The organism is Enterococcus sp. 7E2_DIV0204 (assembly GCF_002140855.1).
Taxonomy (GTDB): Bacteria; Bacillota; Bacilli; order Lactobacillales; family Enterococcaceae; genus Enterococcus_L; species Enterococcus_L lemimoniae.
In genome coordinates, this window is record NZ_NGKY01000004.1 from 58,224 (window position 1) to 79,844 (window position 21,621).

Annotated in this window: 21 protein-coding genes and 1 pseudogene; 3 read left to right on the top strand and 19 right to left on the bottom strand. The window is 35.6% G+C overall.

Annotated features, from left to right (window positions below):
- Positions 1–82 precede the first annotated feature (82 nt).
- Both A5819_RS18070 and A5819_RS18075 read left to right on the top strand, forming a co-directional pair.
- Positions 83–478, top strand: coding sequence for a hypothetical protein (locus A5819_RS18070; protein ID WP_086281945.1), 396 nt, complete (start codon positions 83–85; stop codon positions 476–478).
- Complete coding sequence (locus tag A5819_RS18075) at positions 451–1,485, top strand: MucBP domain-containing protein (protein WP_086281944.1); 1,035 nt, start codon at positions 451–453, stop codon at positions 1,483–1,485. The genes A5819_RS18070 and A5819_RS18075 overlap by 28 nt, the downstream gene beginning before the upstream one ends.
- Positions 1,486–2,163: 678 nt before the next feature.
- Here the strand turns inward: A5819_RS18075 and A5819_RS18080 are convergent.
- From A5819_RS18080 to A5819_RS18150, 16 genes and pseudogenes are all read right to left on the bottom strand, one after another.
- The gene (locus A5819_RS18080) at positions 2,164–3,522 is read right to left on the bottom strand and encodes an MFS transporter (RefSeq protein WP_176271511.1); all 1,359 of its coding nucleotides are present in this window, start codon (positions 3,520–3,522) and stop codon (positions 2,164–2,166) included.
- A 16-nt stretch (positions 3,523–3,538) separates the two neighbouring features.
- Positions 3,539–4,183 (bottom strand): flavodoxin, encoded by a 645-nt coding sequence (locus A5819_RS18085; protein WP_176271512.1) that lies wholly within the window; start codon positions 4,181–4,183, stop codon positions 3,539–3,541.
- A gap of 194 nt (positions 4,184–4,377) precedes the next feature.
- Positions 4,378–4,998 carry an NAD(P)H-binding protein gene (locus A5819_RS18090; RefSeq protein WP_086281942.1) on the bottom strand — a complete coding sequence of 207 codons (621 nt, stop codon included), beginning with the start codon at positions 4,996–4,998 and terminating at the stop codon, positions 4,378–4,380.
- A gap of 28 nt (positions 4,999–5,026) precedes the next feature.
- On the bottom strand, positions 5,027–5,680 hold the full coding sequence (locus tag A5819_RS18095; protein WP_176271513.1) for a flavodoxin: 654 nt from the start codon (positions 5,678–5,680) through the stop codon (positions 5,027–5,029).
- Positions 5,680–6,546 (bottom strand): aldo/keto reductase, encoded by an 867-nt coding sequence (locus tag A5819_RS18100; RefSeq protein WP_086281940.1) that lies wholly within the window; start codon positions 6,544–6,546, stop codon positions 5,680–5,682. The genes A5819_RS18095 and A5819_RS18100 overlap by 1 nt, the downstream gene beginning before the upstream one ends.
- Before the next feature lie 76 nt (positions 6,547–6,622).
- The gene (locus A5819_RS18105; protein WP_069639703.1) at positions 6,623–7,042 is read right to left on the bottom strand and encodes a MerR family transcriptional regulator; all 420 of its coding nucleotides are present in this window, start codon (positions 7,040–7,042) and stop codon (positions 6,623–6,625) included.
- Positions 7,043–7,812: 770 nt separating this feature from the next.
- On the bottom strand, positions 7,813–7,971 hold the full coding sequence (locus A5819_RS19430; protein ID WP_176271514.1) for a hypothetical protein: 159 nt from the start codon (positions 7,969–7,971) through the stop codon (positions 7,813–7,815).
- 347 nt (positions 7,972–8,318) lie between these two features.
- Entirely contained in the window at positions 8,319–8,423 is a 105-nt protein-coding gene (locus A5819_RS18110; RefSeq protein ID WP_086282031.1) for a putative holin-like toxin, read from the bottom strand.
- Between the two features lie 113 nt (positions 8,424–8,536).
- Positions 8,537–9,265, bottom strand: coding sequence for a DNA/RNA non-specific endonuclease (locus A5819_RS18115; RefSeq protein WP_086282029.1), 729 nt, complete (start codon positions 9,263–9,265; stop codon positions 8,537–8,539).
- A gap of 20 nt (positions 9,266–9,285) precedes the next feature.
- Positions 9,286–10,971: a relaxase/mobilization nuclease domain-containing protein gene (locus tag A5819_RS18120; protein WP_086282027.1), complete on the bottom strand. Its 1,686-nt coding sequence runs from the start codon at positions 10,969–10,971 to the stop codon at positions 9,286–9,288.
- Complete coding sequence (mobC, locus tag A5819_RS18125; protein WP_086282025.1) at positions 10,972–11,328, bottom strand: plasmid mobilization relaxosome protein MobC; 357 nt, start codon at positions 11,326–11,328, stop codon at positions 10,972–10,974. It abuts the gene before it with no gap.
- Between the two features lie 230 nt (positions 11,329–11,558).
- Positions 11,559–11,834 (bottom strand): LtrD, encoded by a 276-nt coding sequence (locus A5819_RS18130; RefSeq protein ID WP_086282022.1) that lies wholly within the window; start codon positions 11,832–11,834, stop codon positions 11,559–11,561.
- Between the two features lie 51 nt (positions 11,835–11,885).
- Positions 11,886–12,929, bottom strand: a pseudogene (locus A5819_RS18135) (ArdC-like ssDNA-binding domain-containing protein); the annotation flags it as partial.
- A gap of 35 nt (positions 12,930–12,964) precedes the next feature.
- Positions 12,965–16,129 (bottom strand): toprim domain-containing protein, encoded by a 3,165-nt coding sequence (locus tag A5819_RS18140; RefSeq protein WP_086282020.1) that lies wholly within the window; start codon positions 16,127–16,129, stop codon positions 12,965–12,967.
- Between the two features lie 57 nt (positions 16,130–16,186).
- A complete protein-coding gene (locus A5819_RS18145; RefSeq protein WP_086282018.1) occupies positions 16,187–17,998 on the bottom strand; it encodes a VirD4-like conjugal transfer protein, CD1115 family in 1,812 nt (603 codons plus the stop codon).
- The gene (locus A5819_RS18150) at positions 17,998–18,483 is read right to left on the bottom strand and encodes a DUF3801 domain-containing protein (RefSeq protein ID WP_086282016.1); all 486 of its coding nucleotides are present in this window, start codon (positions 18,481–18,483) and stop codon (positions 17,998–18,000) included. The genes A5819_RS18145 and A5819_RS18150 overlap by 1 nt, the downstream gene beginning before the upstream one ends.
- 64 nt (positions 18,484–18,547) lie before the next feature.
- On the opposite strand from A5819_RS18150, the gene A5819_RS18155 reads away from it, so the two are divergent.
- Positions 18,548–19,243 (top strand): hypothetical protein, encoded by a 696-nt coding sequence (locus tag A5819_RS18155; RefSeq protein ID WP_086282014.1) that lies wholly within the window; start codon positions 18,548–18,550, stop codon positions 19,241–19,243.
- A 146-nt stretch (positions 19,244–19,389) separates the two neighbouring features.
- Here the strand turns inward: A5819_RS18155 and A5819_RS18160 are convergent, their stop codons facing one another.
- Genes A5819_RS18160 through A5819_RS18170 form a run of 3 tightly spaced genes read right to left on the bottom strand, consistent with a single transcriptional unit; the run spans position 19,390 to position 21,620 of the window.
- Positions 19,390–20,694 (bottom strand): hypothetical protein, encoded by a 1,305-nt coding sequence (locus tag A5819_RS18160; RefSeq protein ID WP_086282012.1) that lies wholly within the window; start codon positions 20,692–20,694, stop codon positions 19,390–19,392.
- Complete coding sequence (locus A5819_RS18165; protein WP_086282011.1) at positions 20,687–20,956, bottom strand: hypothetical protein; 270 nt, start codon at positions 20,954–20,956, stop codon at positions 20,687–20,689. The genes A5819_RS18160 and A5819_RS18165 overlap by 8 nt, the downstream gene beginning before the upstream one ends.
- Positions 20,949–21,620 (bottom strand): hypothetical protein, encoded by a 672-nt coding sequence (locus A5819_RS18170; protein WP_086282009.1) that lies wholly within the window; start codon positions 21,618–21,620, stop codon positions 20,949–20,951. Before A5819_RS18170 ends, A5819_RS18165 begins: the two co-directional genes overlap by 8 nt.
- Position 21,621: the final 1 nt, after the last annotated feature.

Here is a 21,621-nt window from a genome sequence, read left to right on the forward strand (position 1 = left end):
ACTGCCAGAGATACTTTATAGCCATGATAAAATGCTGTCTCTTATACACATCTAGATGTGTATAAGAGACAGAAATACTACTATGCCATCAAAAAAAATATATATAACTAGTAGAAAAATTAGAGTAAGTTTTAGATTATTAACATGCTGTACTTTAATTTATATTGTTGCTTCACTATTTACAAGTTCCTATGTAGAAGCGATATCTTTCACAGAAGAGTCTCCCCCTCAGGTTTCCGACGTAAACAACAATAGTTTTGAAAGTCAAACATCTACTATATCAAATAACATTGAATCTAGTGAAAAGGATACTCAAGCTAGCAGTGAAGTTATAGAAGAGACACCTAAAATTACTTCAAGATACGATTTCCCCAAAGATACTATGTCAAATAGCAAAACTGAAAATTCAAATTCTGATGAGTCTCTAAAAAAAAAACTGACATTGCTAAATTGTATAATACAGAAATTTTTAATATAACTTCAGGTAAATTCGGCACAAGCTCATGGTACATAGATTCTGAGGGCGTTCTTCATATACAAGAAGGCAGATTTGCTTATACTGATTCTAGTAGTCCATGGTATGCATACAAAGAAGAAATTAACAAAATAGTTTTTGAAGGAAAAGTTGTTGCAGGTGCCCGATCAAATTACCTTTTTAAAGATTTGTCAAGTGTTACTTCTTTTGAAAATATGAGAAATTTTGATATGTCAGAAATTAGAGGCGGATATTCTATTTTTGAAAACTGTAGCAGTTTATTCTCATTGGACTTAAGTCAAACAAGAGCTTCTTTTGTTGCAAATGACAATTTATTCTCTGGATGTACTAATCTAAGAAATATTAATGTTGAAGGGGTAAAATTTGATGTTAATTCAAGAAATGTATTCAAAAACAATTATAATTTATCCGAAATAACGATTGACACTAACTTTAGATTCTCTACTAACTCAGTTGGATTACCTGATGTTCCAAATAACGAGACATATTCTGGAAAGTGGGTAAACGTAGGATATGGCTCTGTAGATAACCCTTTAGGTTCAATAGTTCTGTCCAGTTCTTCTCTTACAAATATTGCTTATAAAACTGCTGATACTTATGTTTGGCACAAAAATCCTGTCAAAGCTAAAGATCTAACAATCCTTTATCAAGACATTGATGGTAATGAGATCGCGAAAGCCAAGACTATTTCTGGTAATATTGGTGATAATTATGATGTTTCTACTGGTACCGATTATGATCTAGAGATTGAAGGATATTCTTTTAAAGAAATAAAGGGTACTTCTACTGGTATACTCTCTGATATCGAACAGACTGTTACTTACATCTATTCAAAAAAAATTAAATCAGGTAAAACAATAACCAATCAGAAAAATACTCTTCCCCAAGCTGGAGAATCGATAAATATTATTCCAATAATTACTGGTTTTCTGATTTTATTCATCTTTTTTAGCTCATGGATAATCAAAAAAATTTTTTATAAATCATAGTCCCTTTTTGATAGTGCCAGACTATAGATAAGATACTAATTATTAGTGCTTTGTCTTTCTTTATTTACCAAAATTATACATTGGAAGTGTATTAAGATGTCTTCAAAACAAGATATGGAGTTAAAATATCAATGGGGCTATCTCCTCAAATATGACTAAATATCCTGGAGAAGATACTTACCTGTGATTCTACATTGGTTGCTTAGGACTTTCCTATCAAAAAAATCTCAATGCACTATATTTTTGAGCTACACCAAGAGCTTATTAGTATATATTAGCTCAACTTTTATGATATAAAGTAAAATATAAAACAAACCATGATTATTATGGCATAAATAGACGGATGTTTTCGCCTTTATATTCTAATAAAGAGTTACTTCTAATTTATCAGGAAGAAGTAGCTCATTTAATTGATAAATAAAGTCAACCAAAAACGAATGTTTTTGGAACAAACAAATTATCTATAAATTATAGGTGTTTTGATCTATTTTCAATCATTTATTGTCTGTTTTAAGATATAAATGAAATAGATTAACATAAATCGCATTATCATAAGTAACCTTGGTATCAACCGATACCAAGGTTCTTTTTGTGAATAAAAACTGGTCTACCTAAGCACTTAATGATATATCTCTCTTTATCTTTAAGAAACTTTGTGAAATTTTAAAACAAGAAAATTTACTCTTCGTTATTTTTATCTTCCTTTCTTCTTCTATCGAGTTCACACTCTCTGTAGATTTTCTGTTTCTTTGATACGCTGCCCCAAACTACTACGAGTGAAATAAGGATGAAGATTGTCATCAACCAAATTTCAGTGTGGAACTCATTCGTAACAGAAACAATCAGTGATAAACCAATCGGTCCCCCAATCTGATGCATCGTATTCGTCACACCACTCGCTATACCAGCGAGTTCAGACGGTGCTTCATGGACTCCTGCCGATGTAACTGGCGCTAAAATCAACCCCTGTCCCACTCCAAGTATCAACATAGGGACAAAGATCGCACCCCAATAACCATTATTTAAGTTTGAAACTGCGAGAAGAATCAAACCAAGCGCTAACGTTACCTCTCCAGTAAGTAAAATCTTGCCATTGCCGAATTTAGAAGTTAACCTTGGCAATTGCATCGCTACAATAAAATTAACAATAGTCAGCGGTAAAAATGCCATGCCGGATTGTAATGCTGAAAAACCATAGTGACTTTGCATCATTTGAGGTAAAAAGAACCAAAATGGTAACATAGCCATCATAAATAATAGACGAGCAACATATGCACCAGAACGGACTCTATTTTTAAAAAGAGACAATGGTAAAATAGGGGAAGAAATGTTCCGTTCCCAAATAATAAACGACCCTAAAATAATAATGCCTACGCTAATAATAAGCCACTTTCCATCAGTAAAACCGTAGATAATTCCTACTAATCCTATAATTGAAAGGAAACTTCCAAAATAATCAATTTTCTCTTTCTTGATTTCCGAGTTCTTTACAAATTTTACCGTTAAGAAAATCAATATAACGGTTAATGGCACATTAATCAAAAAACCTGCACGCCATGAAATCAAACTAGTCAATCCACCACCAACTAATAGCCCCACACTTGATCCAATTCCAGCGGTTGCACCGTAATATGAAATAGCTTTTTGTCGCATGTCACCTTTATAAGCATCCATAATCAATGCCAGTGTCGTAGGTGCGATAATAGAACTGCCGATTCCTTGGACAGCACGCATGGCAATCATCATATTTGCTGTTTGGGATAACCCTATTAGTAATGAGCTGATGCCAAAAATAAGTAACCCAACTAAAAAAATACGTTTTCTCCCCAACAAATCAGAGAGACGTCCACTTAAAAGTAAAAAGCCTCCAAATGTGAGTGTATAGGCACTCGACACCCACGAAAGAGCTGTAGCAGAGAGTCCTAAACTTTGTCCTATCTGAACTGAACTTGTAAAAATAATTGAGTTATCCATTAATATCAGAAAATAAGATAATAAGGTTATGGGTAATATAAACCCAAATTTCTGTTTATTCAAATTCTTTAACTTCCTTCTAGTTATTTAATTGTCCAATCTTTTCTAACCATGTGTCTATTTCTCTTGACACCTCTACTTTTCTTTCTCCTTCAATTGCAAGTAAGGTTCCGTTGATTTCCTCTCCACCTTTCACAGAATATCCATCAAGAACTTCCGCTCCTTGAACACCAAATTTTATCTGATTGAATGTTGAGCCTGTTCCATACCCTCCATTTGTATTAAAGGGAATCACTGTTTTTCCCGCAAACTCATAGCTATCCATAAACGTGAGAATTGCTTGTGGTAATGCCATATTCCAAGTTGGTGCTCCTATAAAAATCCGATCATATTGATTGAAATTAGAAATTTTTGATTTTAATTCAGGCAACACATTGCCCTCTTGTTCCTCTTCATTTTGTTCGACTTCTTTTCTATAATTTGAAGGTCTTTTTTCTTGTGTTTCAATTTGAAATAAGTCCCCGCCGAGCTTTTCTTGAATAAGCTCGGCAACCACCTTCGTATTTCCAGTTCGTGAATAATACACAATTAACGTTTTAGGATTTCCCATGATAGACACTTCCCTTTCATTAGTCTCATTGCTCAGTGCGTTTGATAGAGTAATAGAAATAATCACAACTAGTCCTATTACTGCTACTGGCAAGATAATAGCTTTCTTTTTCATTCTGTGTCTCTCCTTTTGAAACACCGTTTAATGTAGAAGAGGGCTTTAACACAGCTAGAAAATAAGCTGTGTCTCACCCCTGATTTATCTTTTATTATGAGTAGCATCGATTAATACGCTCATAGATGAAAGAATTTATACTTCTTTTTACTGCATTAAAAAATTCCCTTTGAATAAGGACATTCTCATCAAATTTAATAGAAATCAGGTTTAGGCTTATTTTCTGAACCTGGTTCCCATAAACCGATACTCGCTTTTATGTCATTGCGTTTTCCTGTAATATTATCCAGAACAAATTGAGCAATCGCACGTCTACTAATTTGAGCACCTAAAAATGGTTCTCCTTTAGGGCTTGCCACATAGTCACTTCCCTTGCCATTATATAACCAAGTCATCCGCATATAGGTATAATCTAAATCACTTATCTCTAGTGCTTCAATGCCTCGGTTATGAGCGACAGTACATCCCATCATTCGACTATTCCAAGTGGAAAAAGGTTCCGCAACTTCTCCGTAAACACTTAGAACACCAGCCTGAATAATACGTTTAACGCCTGTTTGACTCATTGCTCTAATCACCATTTCAGTAACTGATTTATTGTCAAAATTCATATAAACAATGTCTTGATTTCGCATGGCATTTATCAAATCTGACAAATTACTAGCATCACCAGAAATTTTGGCTATGTCTGTATAAGGTAAATGTGTTGCATTTCTTCCAAACAATGTTAATTTCAGATTCGTTTGTTCTTGTAAAAGTGGAATCAATACTTCTGGAATTTGACCACCTGCACCAATAATAAGAACGTTAACCATTATTTTTCCCCTTCTCTAGGTTTAATTTTTAATTCCTCAGATAAAATGATTTCAGCCAATTTTCTACTTCTTTTCTTGAGTTAGGTATATCATCGCGCGAGATACTTAAGACATTACTAGTCTCAACTGAGGCATCTTTACTTAATTCTTTCACTGTTTCAACAGTTCCAGCTAAGCCACTTCCTCCATGGCTTGAGAATGGTATAATTGTTTTACCAGCTAAATCATTTTTCTCAAAAAAGCTATACATGGCCATTGGTAGATCTGACCACCAAATTGGATAACCGATATAAATCGTGTCATATTCAGTCAAATCAACATTAAGCGCCTTTAATTCTGGTCTAAAATCACTTGAACGCTCTGTTGTTGCTTGGTCCACCAAGACCTCATGATCATCTGGATAATTTTCTGTGGTTTTAATTTTGGCTAGTGGATACTTTGTGTCTTCAGCAATCCAAGTCGCAAGTTGTTCAACATTTCCTAAGATTTCCTCATTTTCTGTGACGACACGACTTGCTCCAGCTACTGTATCAGAACCATTCATTTCTGGTTTAGAAAAATAAAGAATGACCGCTTTATCATTGGGATTAACCTTTGTACTATTTTCTTTTGTTTTATCCGCTTGAAAACAACCAGATAATACAAACAGTAATGTCAAACTTAAGAACAATATCTTTTTCATTATTTCTCTGTCTCTTTCATCCGATTCATAAACCATTCCACTTGTTGCGGTGCGTCATGATCGAAAAATGCCGATTCTTTCATATCTAAACTTGCGATTTTTTTAATATCTTCTTTCGATAATTCAAAATCAAAGATATCAATATTTTCAGCCATTCGTTCTGGACGAACAGATTTTGCTAAAGCGATAGTTCCACGTTGCATTAACCAACGAAGTACCACTTGACCAACTGTTTTACCATACTGTGCCCCAATTTCAGCCAAAACCGAATTTGTAAACAAATCATGTCGTCCCTCTGCAAACGGTGCCCAAGCTTCTACTTGTACATCATACTTTTCATGCCATTCTTGGTCTTCAATGCGCTGATTCCAAGGATTCACTTCAATTTGATTGATTTGCGGTTTCACTTCATTCAATCCTACAAATTCAATCATTTTAGCTGATTTGAAGTTTGAGATACCAATCGCTCGTAGCTTCCCTGCTTTTTGAGCTGCACACATGGCTCTCCATGCGCCATAAATATCTCCGTAAGGTTGATGAATCAGATAAAGATCTAGATAATCCAAGCCCATAGTTGTAAGTGATTGCTCAATGGTTTCGGTAGCTTTAGCTTCCGGTGCTTGCAAAATAAAAAGTTTTGACGTAACAAACAGTTCTTCACGCGCCACAAGTTTTTCATCAATTGCACGTTTGATGCCTTTCCCTGTCTCTTTTTCATTTCCATAAATAGACGCCGTATCAATCAAACGATATCCTGCCTTGATTGCTTGGTAAACAGCCTCCGCTGTTTCATTTAATGGGATTTGATACACTCCGAATCCAAGTTGTGGCATTTCTACACCATTGTTTAATTTGACTGTTTTCATCTCAATCTCCTCCTCTAATTTTCTTTACATGACATATCTTAAACCCTAAAGTGAACTCCATAGCAAGTAGAAACTTCTATTTTTTTCGTTCCCATAATTTTTCAACCTTATCAGGTCCCATTTCGCCTGCTTTAAATTTTGCAATATGCTCATCATACGTTTCGATTTTATAAACCAATAGTTCTCTAACTTCATGTAATTCGGCAATCTTTTTATCTAACTCTTCTAACTGATCTGATAAAATTTGCTTCTGAGCGTCTTCTACATTCTCTGTTTCTCGTAATTGGGCTAATTGGGCAAATTCAATTAAAGATTCAACAGATAACCCAGCATGTCGTAAACTTTTAGCTAAGTAAATCCAATTCAAATCATTTGTTGTATAGTCTCGATAACCGCTTGTATTCCGATGAACAGGCGGTATGACTCCTACTCGTTCATAATAACGTAGCGTATCAATGCTTAAATCAAACATTTCTGCAGCTTTCTTGATATTCATTATAGATACCTCCCTCTTCTTATAAACTATAATAAACCCTGGAGTTAAATCCAGAGCAAGAATTAATGCTTAAAAAATTTTGTTAAAATTCTGGATTTTATTGCAAAGTTTTATCTAAATGTAGATTTAAGATAAAGTGAAAAGAAACAGAACGCGAAGAGAAATTTCATGAGCTACTCTAAGGAAAATAATTCAAACAATAATCATCATGTTAACCGTAGGCTATTATTTCAAGTATAACTTGAGTTATTATGACATTTAGGAAATCCTTCGTGAGCGTAAAATTGGTGCTTGGCACATGACTATTTACCATTGAGCCTAAGAATATAGTAAGATAGAGATCATTGGAACGGAAGTATACGATTTAAATACAAATGTTTCTTTTAAATTTTATTAATTGAATGATTATTCCTACTTTTTTTGTAATCATTCGAATTTCTAGTGTTTTTTTCGCTCCCTTGATATTCTGGCGCCTTCTTTAATAAGCACTACTTAAAAAAAGTGATCTCGCTGCATTTGCGCAAAATCACTTTTTGATACTTATCAATTTGATAGAAAATGTACCATTTTTTACCTATCCCTAAAACCAATGTTTTTGGTATAGCTATTTTCTTACACTTATTTTTGACTCAACAAAAGTGATCACGTAGCAGCTGCTGAAGATATTTTTTACCTATACCCATAATTTACATAAAAAAAACAAGCCAAGAAGTATTCTTGCTTGTTATTCTGCTATTAATTTTAAAGAAATTTAGCCACTTTACTTTCCATCATTCTTTCTCACTAATGCTATCAACTATCATATCTGTTCTTATAGATTCAAGTTCCATTCTAATATCTGTTGAATTTTCATTCTGATTAACTATCAACAGTTCAAGATTCGCATTAATTTTTTTTAGTAGCTCAATTATTTCTGCATTTTTACTCATGATTCCCCTCCGTTCTACTTACATCATAAGAACTAGCGTTCTCTTTGTCAACTAAAATTTATGGTTCGACTGCCCTTTTAGTTCGCTTCCTTTGACAATTATGCATAAGAAAAACTCCAAGTTTTCTCGCTTTAGTTCTCTTTATTATTTCGAATAATTTTCATTCATAATTTTTGATTTGAATTTCTAGAAACTTAGTTTCTTGGAAAATTTTAGGTTGATATGATATAATTATTGTGAAAAGAGAGATATGCGTTAACATATCCCTCTTGTGCAGAACCGTTTAAGACGGTAGCAAGTTTTAATTACAAGTTGTAACCAGTTAACTCGCCAAAGTTAATGACTGGTTACTTTTTTTTGTCGTTTTTTAGCAACTTTACAATCAAACTGATTAAAGCAATGGTAAACATACCAAAGGCAAAAATCGTCTGAATTGTTTCGTATGCTGACAAAAAGGCATTTCCTTTCTAAAGATTTTAGCACTTACATTCATAAGCACCACCACCTTTCAAAGATAGCCACCGTCATAACTTTTCTACTTTGTTATTATAGCATAATTTTCTTCCTAATTCTTTATTGCTTTTCCCGTTAAATAATCAATAGAGTAGCCATCCTGGACGTTAAAAATATAGACGTTGTAGGCAAAATCATCTGCTTCAATACTGCCTGCTTCCATTTGTACACCACGAGCAACTAATTCATCATCACCGAAGTGCGGTGTCACTCTGTACCGAACATGATTACCTGTTAGCTTAATATAGTCTTTTACCTGATTTTCGTAATTAACCATGTGCGGAGTATTGAATTGCCTCGTACCCGTCATAAGATTTTTCATATTGTCGTTTTCTCCGGTAAGCTGAAAGCCAATCAGGTGGCATCTATTGTAGAGCCATTGACCGTCTGAAAGTTTCTTTTGTATCCAGCCTGTAGGCTTAACAGTTAACGGCTCTCTTGCTTCAGTTGGAAATGATTCTTTTCCAATCAAGGCATTTGCAATCCCTACACGATTAAACTGATCCAAATCTGAAAAAGATTGCCACACACCTTTTGACAAATCTAAATCAGAGTCAGTAAATGTTGGCCGATTACCATTAAGGACAACTTCTTGATTCATACCGTCATACTCTACAGGGAAATTTCTTGAATAAGAACTTTCTTGTTGAGAAACTTCTGTTGAATCCAATGAACTGTTGCTTATGCGTTCGATAGAGTCTACCTGTCTACCACAACCACTCAACATAAAAAAGAAAGCTGCTAGTATGGACAGCTTCCTTATTGTAAATTGATTTTTCATTTTCTTTCCTCACATTCTCATTAGATTTTCGGTTTCAGATTTTTTTCTTGTTCTTCCTTTTGAGATTGAATTGCTTGAATTTCATGGAGCTTGTCTATCTCATTTCGAGTATTTTCTAGCTTACTCTCCAGTAGTGATTGGCTTAATGTTATGGATTCTATTTCCCCTTGAACATCTTCAAAAGTGAATTCCGAAAGTGTCGCATCCGTTAACACTTCATGAAGTTGCTTTTGTATTTCTTCCGTATCTCCTTGCAGCTCTTTTTCAAGTAACAGCTTGCCTAAATTGTTTAACTCGATCATTTTCTCATCCAAATGATCTAATGTTTCTTCGGCATCAAAAAATGCCTCTTTTAATTTCTGTTCAAGGGTTTCAAGTTGCCTTGATCCCTCAACATCATGTTCCGCTAAAAAATTAATCGCATCCACAAGCTGATCGATTGTCCGCATCACAGGTTCTTTCTTTAATGGCGTTGTGCCGTTATATAGACGTAATTGTCTTATCAAAGAAGTGCCAGTCAGATATTTACTTTCACTCGACGACTTATCATTCATAAAATAAAAATAGTCATTGCGTTTTACATAAATATTAAAATCTCCATTCTCTAATGGATCGACTTTGTATCCACCTATAAACAATTTCCCATGATTCCCAAAGCCATAATCAACATTTAAATAGTATCCTCGTTCCGTTTTATGAGAGATCTGCCAAGGCTCTATTGTTAATTGATAATCAAAATCGTTCTCGTCTTTAGTTACGATTTCTTCATAACGAGCAATCACATCCTCAACGCTAAATGTCATTTTGTTTTCTTTCAATCGTTCAACGATTGCTTCATAGTTATATCGATCAGGATTATTTTTCGATAAGCTTCGGCCTCTCGTGTTCCTTAATTGCGGTTCATCCAATAATTTATAGGTTGCCCATTTTTTTGAGAAATCAACTGAGAGATTTAATGCATTTGCTTTCTGGATAAAATCGTCAATCGACGAACTATGCTCCAGTAAAAAATCAATTCTCGATTTTATTTTCTGTTTAAATAATGATTCTGTTTGCCACTTTGTATATTTTGTATGCGTTTGTCTTGGTGATTTTTCTATAATTTTTGCGCCTTCTTTTGCTGCAATCTTATCGGATATTTGTTCATAAACTCGTTTGGTTCCTTTCTGCCATCGAAAGGCTTTACCTGTTTTTAAATTCGTTGAGTTAAACAAAATATGATTATGAATATGCTCTTTGTCTACATGAGTCGCAATCACAAATTCATAATCACCACCTGTTAATTCCATGACAGTGTTATACCCTATCTCGTGTATTTTTTCAGGAGACAAGTTATCGTCGGGTGAAAACGATTGGATCAAATGGTGAGCCAGTACCGCATTTTTTCGTTCCAATTCTGTTAGTGACGGTGGGACAAGTTTGTTTGTCTTTAAATCAAGTGTATAGCCTTTTTTTTGTTGGAAAGCCGTTCTCAATTTTGTGAATTTGAATTCTTCATAAGCATTTGTTGGATCAATAATGCCATGCCCTGAGACCAATTGTTTCATGTTTGTTTTCTCATCGTTTGCGATATATTGAAATAAATGAGCGAGGTGATCTTGAGTGTCTTCATTCGTGACAATTGTTTTTTCTCCATTTTCAATGTAGCCACATGCCTTATTCAATTTATCAAATGTATGGATCACAAAATGTTTTGTGTACACCATTTAGGAGCGCTCCTTTAGTTTGATCAACGTTGCGAGGTTGGTCTGAACGGTCTCCGTTAAATCTGCTAATTCATTTTTCAATTGTTGAATATCGGTACTCGAAATTTCGTCGAACTGATTGGCCAGTCGGGTCACTTGATTAATGTTAATTCCTATTCTATGAACTTCTGTCGTCAATTGTTTTAACTCTGAATAATCGATATGACGAACCTCTCCTTGAATTAACATGTGTAGCGCAAAGTTTTGAAAGTTAGGAAAGAAACTCTCGTCAATTTTCTTCTTTATTAATCTATTTTCTTCCTTGGAGAACCGAACTTTCCGTTGTATCGGTCGTCGCAACTTATTTTTATGTTCCACTATTCAGACACCTTCCTTAAATGTTTTGTTTGAGTTACCTTAGTTGACATCGCCCAAATACCAGGGATAGACTTTCTTCTTGCAAGCGGAGCAACATGGTACCATGTTGCGATATTTTAAAAGCCACCTACCTAAAAAGCAGGTAGGTGGCTCTTAAATTTTTGGGGTCTCCCCCAATCCCCGTTTCTATCTTTGACTTTTATTGACCTATTTTTATTCTATTTGGGTGATCATGATATATAAGGCTGCAACAAGTAATCCACAAACTCTCTATACTTTTCTTTTCCACGTAGCTTACGAAGAGTTTTTGCGGCTTCTTTGTATGGTTCTAAATCGATATCTGTTTCAATTTCTTCTAAATCACGGATCAGTGTGTCCAACTCTTTCAATACTGTTCCTTGCCGTTTTTCTTTTTTCTTTGAGTGAATACGTGGGACTTCACTTGTCGGATCATCCAAGAAAAATTGTAAAATAATAAACTTACTTTCATCGGTTAGATTGTCCATTTGTTGGCGCTCCTTTCGTCAATTCTTTTGGCTTCGTCCCGAACCGTTGACTCACAGAGTCTTCGTGGGACGGCGTACTTTTGGGTCAGCTACCTCATATTCTTTCGCAGGTGTTCTTGGTTCAGTGATCTCTTGTCCTCTTGCTCGTGCAAGACGTTCTTCAAACTTATTTTTAGGTGCATCCAGTGTATAGACTCTGTTCAACAATTGATCTGCACGTTCAATCAATCCTTTTGCCTGTGTTGTAATGGTTTCTAATGACGTGGTCAATTCTTCTAATTTATTTCCCTGATCTGTCCAGGAAGACAGATACCCAAATGAGTAATTACTTGTATCTAATCCAAGGTGATTCGATACAATATAAGCGACAGATTCCGCTTCAAATTCCTGACGGCGATATGTCGGGTCACCAAAGAATGCTTGCGAATCAGTATGAAGCGTTGCGTGTGTTAGCTCATGCAGCAACACTTTTAATGTCATGATCTCCCCTAATCCTTGACGGACGACAATTTCTTTTTTTGTAGGATCGTAGTAGCCGTTGGCTTCAATTGGAATAGGTTGAATAGAAACAGGCACTGGTGACAGTTCCACCAATGCCTTGTACGTTTGCATAAATGTTTTTGAATCGTCCATATCTTCTGATAGATTGTAAACAGGTTTAGGAATTTCTTTTCCCTCTGTTTGACTAACATCAAAAACAGGGGTTAAGAAGTAACGTGTTTCTTTTACAATCTCACCATTCTCATCGGTTACTTTATTGCCTTCTTTATCTACTTTATCTTTGAAGTAAGGCGCATAAACATAAATTGCCTTACTTCCTTTTTTGACATTCCGTTCATTCTTTTTCCAAGCTTGAAAACCTGCAATATAGCTTGCCGTTGGTTTCTGAGCCAAGATCAATCGGACATTTTTTTGAGAATATTTATGAAACTTAGAGACAAAATCTAAATAGTTTTGAAAGGTATCACTGTCTAAATAGTCCTTTATTCCCTCTTCCAAGTGTTCCGACAATGCTTTGTAATCTTTCTTCTTGATAATTTCTGAAAGAGAGAGTTTGGGTGATTTTCTCTCTTGCACAAATGATTTTTCTACCATGAAGAATCTCCCTTCTAGTGTTGTGTTCCCTTTCATTATCTTCTTAATGAAGGGGCTTGCTCTACCGTTTTTTCTTGTTTTTGATATTGTTCAGCGACTACCTTATTCTTTACTTCAGCTTGCATTTTTCGTTCTTCAAATTTATTTTTTGTACTACTTACTTCTTTAGATTTGGCATAATTTTTATCTATTGTACTGATAATTCCCGTCGCATTTTTTGCACTGTCCGTAAGTGACTTCGTGAAATCTTCAACGGTAAACCCTTCCTCTTTTAATTTAGAAAGAGAAGCAAACGTAAAGGAACTCGTGTCTAATCCAATATGGTTGGCCACCATGTAAGCTGTTGCTTCTTGTTCAAAGATATTCAGTGAAGCATCATTTTTTAGACTCTCATTTTCCATATTGTGTAGGGGAATCACTTCATTGAGAAGAGTCTGAATGGTTGCTTCTTTTCCTAATCCTTCATTGATAATGACGGTTTTATTTACGGCATCATAGTGACTGTTTAGATTCCCTAATGGTTGAAATGTAATAGTGACATCCGATAAGTCGGCCACACTTTGATAGACCACCATAAACTGCTCTTTGTTTGACAAGTCATAAGTGATCGGCGCTTTTAATTTACCAGCTGTTGTTTGGCTGACATCATAAACAGGCTTCAATTGAAAATCAACCGTTGTTTCTGGTTGGTTATTTTCTTTATATTTAACTCGTCCTTCTTCATCTTGAATTGGCACAAATACAGGTTGGTAAATTTGGATTGGTTTCGCATCCTCTCGTAGCTCGTATCCTAACGTCTCCCATTTCTTCTCATTTGCTACTTGCGTAGCACCTGGATCTTGTTCCATGATTAATTGAACATTTTTAGGCGAATAACTATGGAACTTACTAGCCGAATCAAGATACGTTTTTACATTGTTTGGATCATAATATTCAGCCATATTTGACTTTAATTGTGTATTGATTGCGGCCGTATTTTGAGTAGAGAGTGCTGTATTTAGTGATTCTTTTTGATCCTTTTTAGGTTCAATGACTTGCTTCGCTGCTATAGCAGAAGCAGCAACGAATGGATCTAGCGTAGGTTCCTTTACCTCTGTTTTTTCTGTTTCTTTCAGCGTTCCTTTTTCAATAGCAGTGAGTTGTTCATTTACACTAGTTAGCTGTTGATCTACTTGCTTGAATGTATCAAGTGAACCTTCTTGACGTAAAAATTCTGGTTGTTGAACAAGTTGTGTTCGTTCTTGTTCCAAGCGCTCTTTTTCCTTCACAAGATCTGACAACTCATTCAAGGTTTCACCTTTTACTTCTTTCGTTGCGGCTTCATTCATTTTAGGTGTACTAGCTTCAATACGGCTTTCTACTGCCGCAATAGCTTGTTGATTTTCTTCTAGTTCTTTCTGAAGTGTATCGATTTTCGCTAATGGATTCGCTTGTATTTCCTGTTGGATCTTTGATAAGAGCGCTTCTTTTGTTTCGTTCAGTACAATGTACTCTTGAACGTCTTTGATTAATGCAGAATCTTGGTTTAAAACCACTTCCTCTTTTTTTTCTTCTGAAATTGTCGTTACTTCTTCAGAAACAATCACTTCTTTTTTCTCTCCAGTTTCTAAAGCAAAACGTCGATCAATAGATTCCACAAAGGTTCTGATTTTATTGTTAAGTGCTAGTATTGGCTTGTTAAAAGCGTTCTTTACATAGATTCGTAACTGATTGGCTTTTTCTTTCACATTCGATACAGCCACCTGTTTTGTTTCTGCTAAAGCTTCAGCTAGTGACCGTTTCACCTCTGAATTAGCCGACTCTACTGTTTGGATTAATCCTTCTTTTAGCTGGACGGCTTCTTCTTTTGTTGGTTCTTTTAATAAGTCATGCGAGGTCTGAAAGTGTGCGATTAATTGTTCTACTTTTGCAAAATGATCGTCCATGATTTTTTTTACGTCTTCTTCTGTGAGGTAGTGTGTTGGGTCATTGGTACTCTCCATCGTATTTACAGATTCTTCTAATGCTTCTTTCAGCTCTGCCAGGTAATCATTTGAGACAATAAACGTTTTTGCTTGACGTATATTTTTTTCTTGCTTTACATTTTGCTTTTCTAAAGTTGGCTCTACTGATTCTACTTGTTTTTTTTCCATATTTTTTTGCTCCCCTTCAGTGATAAGTTGTTTGTTTTTTTGATCCTTCACATGATCATTCCAATCGGACTTCTGTTTCCCCGGCAATAGTGGTGGTAACTCTTTTTTCATTACACCAAATCCTCGTCCAAAACCTTTAACAAATCGTTTCCCTGCTTGATCATTATCTACGGCGAAAACAAATTTGATTTTATCCGTTTTTAATGTTGACTGTTGCAGCTTTGTTAATACATTGATTTTTTCTTCTTCAGAAACAGCGGAGCCTAAAAAGTTGGCAACATACTTTGAAACGGTCCCTTTTCGTAAGCCGTTCATACAAAGTAACACCGCATCCCCTATCGTTTCCTTGTTTAGTTCGTAATAACTCATAAGATCTATTGGTGCTTCAACTACAATAATCGTCAGTGGGTTTTCTTTTGTAGCGGTGGATTCAGTTGGGGGATTACCAACTCGGACGGCTAATCCATAATAGCCATCGCCCCAAGTTCTTTTTAAATAGCCTCTGTCACCATGTAATTCATGATTTTCCCACATTCCTTGTAGAGCAATTCCCTTTACCTTTCCATCGAAGCCAAAGTGTTTAAATACAACGACAGGTTCCGTTTTTCCCGATTTCTTATCCTTATAGGTAGCCTGTGCAATTAGCCCTTTTCCGACAAAAAAGTCAACTGTATCTCTGGAAAGCTTCCGTTCATTGACTAAATAATCAATTGTCGCATCCATTTTGCTATGTTCTTTTAAGTGATAGTGAAATGGCCGACTTTTTACTTGTTTGACTTCATCGAATGACCCAACTTCAATATTATTCAAATAATTGACTGCTTCTTTATAGCTACAGTCCCTTACGATTTGAACTAGTTGAATAGCGCCACCACCTCTTTGTCGAGAATTCCAATAAAAAAGATTCTTTCGAGTATTAAAAACAAAACTATCGTGTTCTGACCAGGTATAATTACGACCATTCCGAACTAAATCCATTCCTAAACTTTGAGCAACTTCTACGATATTTTTTTCTTCAGCTGCTTCTAATGCTTTTTTGCGTTGTTCATGTGTTTGCGCCATATCCATTTCCCCTCTCCAAAACAAAAAAAGAACGATCGTTAACTGACCGTTCCATTTTTTATCTTATGCAGCATCGTCCATAATCGTGCCGTGATCCACGATATCTTCTTTTCTGACTTTATCCAATAACTCTTCTTCCTCGTTACGATAACGTTTGTATGTGTACCAGTTTTCGTCTCCAGGCTCATTTCCTAACAAATACGCTAGTTCATGATCAAAAGCGTAGAATTTTTTATCTCTAAATACATGTTCTTTCGTGATAAATACGAGACATTCATCACCATCGATTTTTGTGACTTCACTTTCGTCTAACAAATCTCGACCATATTTATCTCGATTTTCTGATCCACCACTACTTCGACCCTTACTAATACTGTGTTTTCTAATCGATAGTGTTTGTTTGCCTGCACGTTTCGATAGGTATTTTGCCGTCTTCTCTTCGTCTCCCCCAAGGAAAATCAAGGAAGCACAACCATTTACAATATTTTCCCAACTATTTTTGTACATTGCCTGTAGCTGATTAAGGGATTGTAAAATAATCGCAAAGGACATTTCCCGTTTTCGGAAGGTGGTCAGTAGTTTTTCAAAATGAGGAATTCTCCCAATATTGGCAAATTCATCCATAAGAAAACGGAAGTGAAGTAGTTTCTTGCCCTTACGTAGGAATCGTTTGCCTAAGCGAACAGCATCGGATTTCACTCGTAGTTGTTCTGCAACTGTCGCCATAAACAAAGCAGAAATGAAATTGTAGGCATCATTTGTTTCTGGAATTGCAATAAAGACCGCTGTTTTTTCTTCTGTCCATGAATCAATATCCATCGTATCGTCTCGAATCAAGTCAACAACCTGTTCATGATCAAAAACAGAATAACGTGCGGCCGCAATCCCTAGTACACTTGCCCGTGTTTCGGCTTCAAATAGGTCATTAAATAATGACCATTGTTTATAGGCATAGTTGTTTGGGTGACGTTCATTTTGTTCTTCGAACCATTCTTCCACAGGACTCGGAACTTTAGGATCTTTCCGCTTCACAAAGCGCAACATGTCCGCTATCATTCCTAAATGCGGTAAATAATCATTATCTTGACCATCAAACCACAGATAAGCAATAAAAGAGCGAATGAGTAATCCTTCCGCTTTTGGCCAAAAATCAATATCCTGTTGATCGCCTTTTTTTGTGGCTTCTGTAACAGCTTCTAATACTCGATCAACATCCAATTCTGTTTTCATGTACTTGAACACGTTAAATTTATCACTGTTTGTTAACGTATTTAAATCCAGAATTTTAATGTTGTAATGATCTTCCTTCAGTAAATGACCGACTTCATGGACAACCCCACCATCGGGATCAGTCAGAAGGAATGAACAATTACGTTGCATAATATTGGTCTTAATATAAGACAACGTTTTGGCTGCACCTGAATCTCCTATGACTAGATCATTTTTATTTTTTTGAAGCTTTATAGGTAAACGGCTGTTAAAAAGACTCACTTTTACATTTTTACTGAGAATCTTGTTATTTTGAGGAATTTCATCTTCATATTTCTTCATTTCTTCGTTGGTTGCATATCGTGCTGATCCATATTCTTCACCATTTCGATAAATTCCACGATCATTGTCGTAAACATACATCAGTAAACCACTGAAGAACCCAAGAAATCCAGTGCCAAAGCTTAGAAAGCTAGGTGTAATAAAAAATAAAAAAAATGAACTCTCTACGTATGGTAGGAGTTCTCTCGTGAACAAATAATTTAGTTTGGAAGAATAATCATATCCTGGTAACAAGTAAAAAAAGTTTCCTACCGAAAAGCCAAGTACAAATAGGATACAAGCCAGAATTAAATAAGGTTTTAGTTCCTTTTTGTATGTCTGCACTATAGACCACGACCTTTCGTTTTTTGATTGGTTGGCTGAACGGAACCTTTATAAGCCGTTTGAGATTTAGCATAAGCGATTTTCTCTTCAAATGTCATGGTTCCTGGTTTCTTCAAAATCTTTTTTGGGTCTTTCTTAATATCTGTTATCACACGCTCTAAAGCCTTTTTCGCCAACTCTTTGTCTTTCACTCGAAAGTATAAATTCGTACCTTCTGGTGTCTCTCTGAAGGCAAAGGGAAGGCCTTGTTCACCCAAATATTCTTTTAATTTTATAAAATTGACTTTTTCATTTAAAAAAGCCGAAGTTAAAGGATCACTTCGGCTCATGAGTTTATACAAATTTGTTTCGCCATTCATCGGAAAACGACTGTCCTTTATTTTTACTAGTCCATCCATTGATAAGTGAGACAACGCCCGAAGTGTTTTTTCCAACGTGTTAGTCCCCATTATGTAATATCGATGGACAATTTCTCGTTGTTCCATAAAGCACCTCAAATCTAAAAAAAATAATTTATGGTAAGATTAAGAAAAAGATTGGAGATCAGCCATGGATACAATACATTTGCAATGTTCTAAGATTGATTGGGATAAATTTTTTTCTCTGGTCTCATCAATGTCACTATTCAAAAATGAAAAGATTCAAATCAGTTATTTTGAAAATTGGAAATCCCTATTCAAAAAATATGATGCTTATTCTTTTGTACTGCCTAATGCCTGTATTCAGAATTATCCAATCCCTTTTTCTTTAAAAATTTACAATAATCCGCCAGTTCATTTTGATGCAGCCATCCACATTCCAAATTTAATAAAAAGTTTAGCACAAGAAAATGAACCACCTATTCGATTGCAGTCAAAATTATTAGGAACAGCGATTGATTACAGCGTTGACGTCCACTACACAAGCGCCTCCTCAGAACCATTAATTATAGTTAAGGATTCTTTTAATGAACGACTTATTCTAATAGACGGCAATCATCGCGCTAAATACATAAAAAACCATAATCTTGAGTTTTTTCATGCCTATATATTAAAACCCCATTTTTTTATCGATAATCCTAGACTTTTCATTCGTGCTTTCGATTATTGTCTTTTTCATTTTTGGTTCGATTTGCAATTTTTTCTACGTCTTCAACCGTCGCAAACCTTTTTTTCAACTCTTTTTTCTTTTTACGAAAAGACATCTGTGAAAAAATACTCTTGTTATCCTCATGTAAAGGCGGCTTTAGACTCTCTCCTTGATTAAACGTGCCGTAAGATATTTTCTTCTGCGCTAAATCTGGAACAAAACGTCTCTGTTTACTTGGCAATATTTCAAAAATGATAGAGCCGATTCTTTTACGCTTATACCTCTGAATTCGTTTCATTCTCGTCACACTACTTTCTGAATCATCAATTTGCTACTTTTTTGTGTGCTAGAAAATCAATCGGTTGATTGGCCACTTTTTGTTGCTCTACTTGCTCAATCACTTTTTCGTGCGTTTCATTAAATGAAGCAAGTACCTGGGCAAAATTAGCTTTTAACCCTTCGTTCATTTCTTTTTGTTTAAATGCCAACTCGTCTTTCTTCCCTTGCAAAATACGAGTTAATTGATCGGTTTGAGCTTGGTACTCCGCCGCAATATCGTTGGATAACTTTTCTTTAAAGTGAACGTCTAATTCTTGTTCTTTGGTTGCTTTCTTCTCAGCACAAGTACGCTTAATAGTTGCTACGGCAGATTCGTGGCGCTGCTGCTCTTCTTTTAGCTCTTTTTGTTCTTTATTTTCTAGCACAAGGATCTCGGCATCCATTGTCCGCTGTTTTTCAATCTGGACACGTTTTGTTACTTCTCCCTCAATCAAGTGACGGGTATCCAACTCTTTGATTTCTCGATCTATTTTTGTTGTCTCTTCTTCAACGAAGCTAGACAGGCGAGAAGAAAATTCATTTTTTACAAGATCCAACACATCACTTACAGCCCCAATCGATTCAGGAGTCGATAAAACGGTTGGTTCTTCTGTTTTTGGTTCCATCGAATCCAAGGAAAGACCTGGATACGAGTTGTCTGGACTTACTTCAGTCTGTTTCTTCTTTATGACTAGCTCTGTTTGTATGTCCTCATTTGAAAAAGGATTGTTAAGGCTGAGATTTGTTGCATTTTCTTGCTTTAATTGTTGGATTTCTTCTTGCTGCATTTCTAGTTGATACATAAGATTTTCAATTAATTGTTGCTGTTCAGCCTGATCATCATTGGGATCTAAGGGTTCTTGTTCTTCAAAGATCATTTCGCTAACTTCAACTGTTTCAGGCGATTGTTCTTCCAAACGTTTTGTGCCAGAATCCGCCAGTGCTTGTAATTCTGGCGGCAATTCTGGTGTCCCTCCCTCATTTTTAGTTTCTTTCGTTGCTTCAGGAAGAACAACCTCTTCAAACGCAAGTTTCTTTTTCGTATAAAACGGTGAAAGTAATTGATCAAAATAGGGATTATCTTCGTATAGCGGCAGTTCGATTTTAAAAGCATAAAGTAGTTTTTTCCCTTTTTTGCTTTCCTTAAATTTTTCGGCATACACCCAACCCGTCTCTTCTGCTTTGATTAAATGGTTATTTACACCAATCACATAGTTTACCAGTGATTCTGGAGTCAGGATAGACTCTGTTTGAATGTTATCTGAATGAATCACTTCAAAGCGGAATGTTCCCTTAAAAAAATTAAACATGTTCAGTTCCTCCTTCATTATCCTTTGGCGCTGCTTCTAAAGCAGGGGGCATTGATTGAATAGGTGCTACTAATGACTTTAAATCTGATAAAGTTAGATCATTTTCAACTAAAAAAGTCGAAACAACTTCTGCTTCTAGTTGTTTCAGCTCATTTTCTTTTTTTGTGACCGTTTCTTGTTGCTTTTTTAACCGGTCTTTTGCATTTGCTAATTCTTTTTCTAACCTTTGTTGTCTCTTTTCTAACTCTTCAATTCTACTCATGGCTTGATCCCTCCGTTGTGGATAGTGTAGTTGAATTTGTCGTTGTTGTCTGTGTTTGATCAGAATAATTGGATTCTGTCGTTACATTTGTGTTGTATGAATTACTGTCCGTATTTAATAACGTTGTCAATGTCACAGGCTCCAATTTATCCACCAAGAATTTTTTTCCTTGCTGTGTAAAGGTTAATTGCACTGCTTCTTGATTCGATTGATTCTTCAGTGCGCCTTCATCGGTCCCAATTTTAATTCGTTGCGTATTTTTGTATGTCACAACGCAAATTGCTGTATCTTCTTCAGTATTAATATATATGTTCGCTGAATCCAAGACCTGATTGACCACATATCCTTTGTAAGCCAGGTTCACTGGTTGTTTTTCTTCAGTTGTTAACTCGTTATACATAGAGGTGGTCACCAATGGTTCGTATCGGTTGCGATTCTCACCTAAATCTTTTCTTGTATAGTAGGCAACAAGAAATTTTTGTACGGTATCGGTACTAAGATCCTTTTTCTTTTCTACTTCCTCTTGTTTAACTGGTTTTTGTGCCGCTTTTTGCTTGTTTTTTCCTACACTGAATCCAACGAAAAAACATAGAATCACAAGAAAAAGCAAGCCTAGAGTCCAGCCTGCTTTCTTTAATTTTCGTATCTTGTCATGGTTATACATA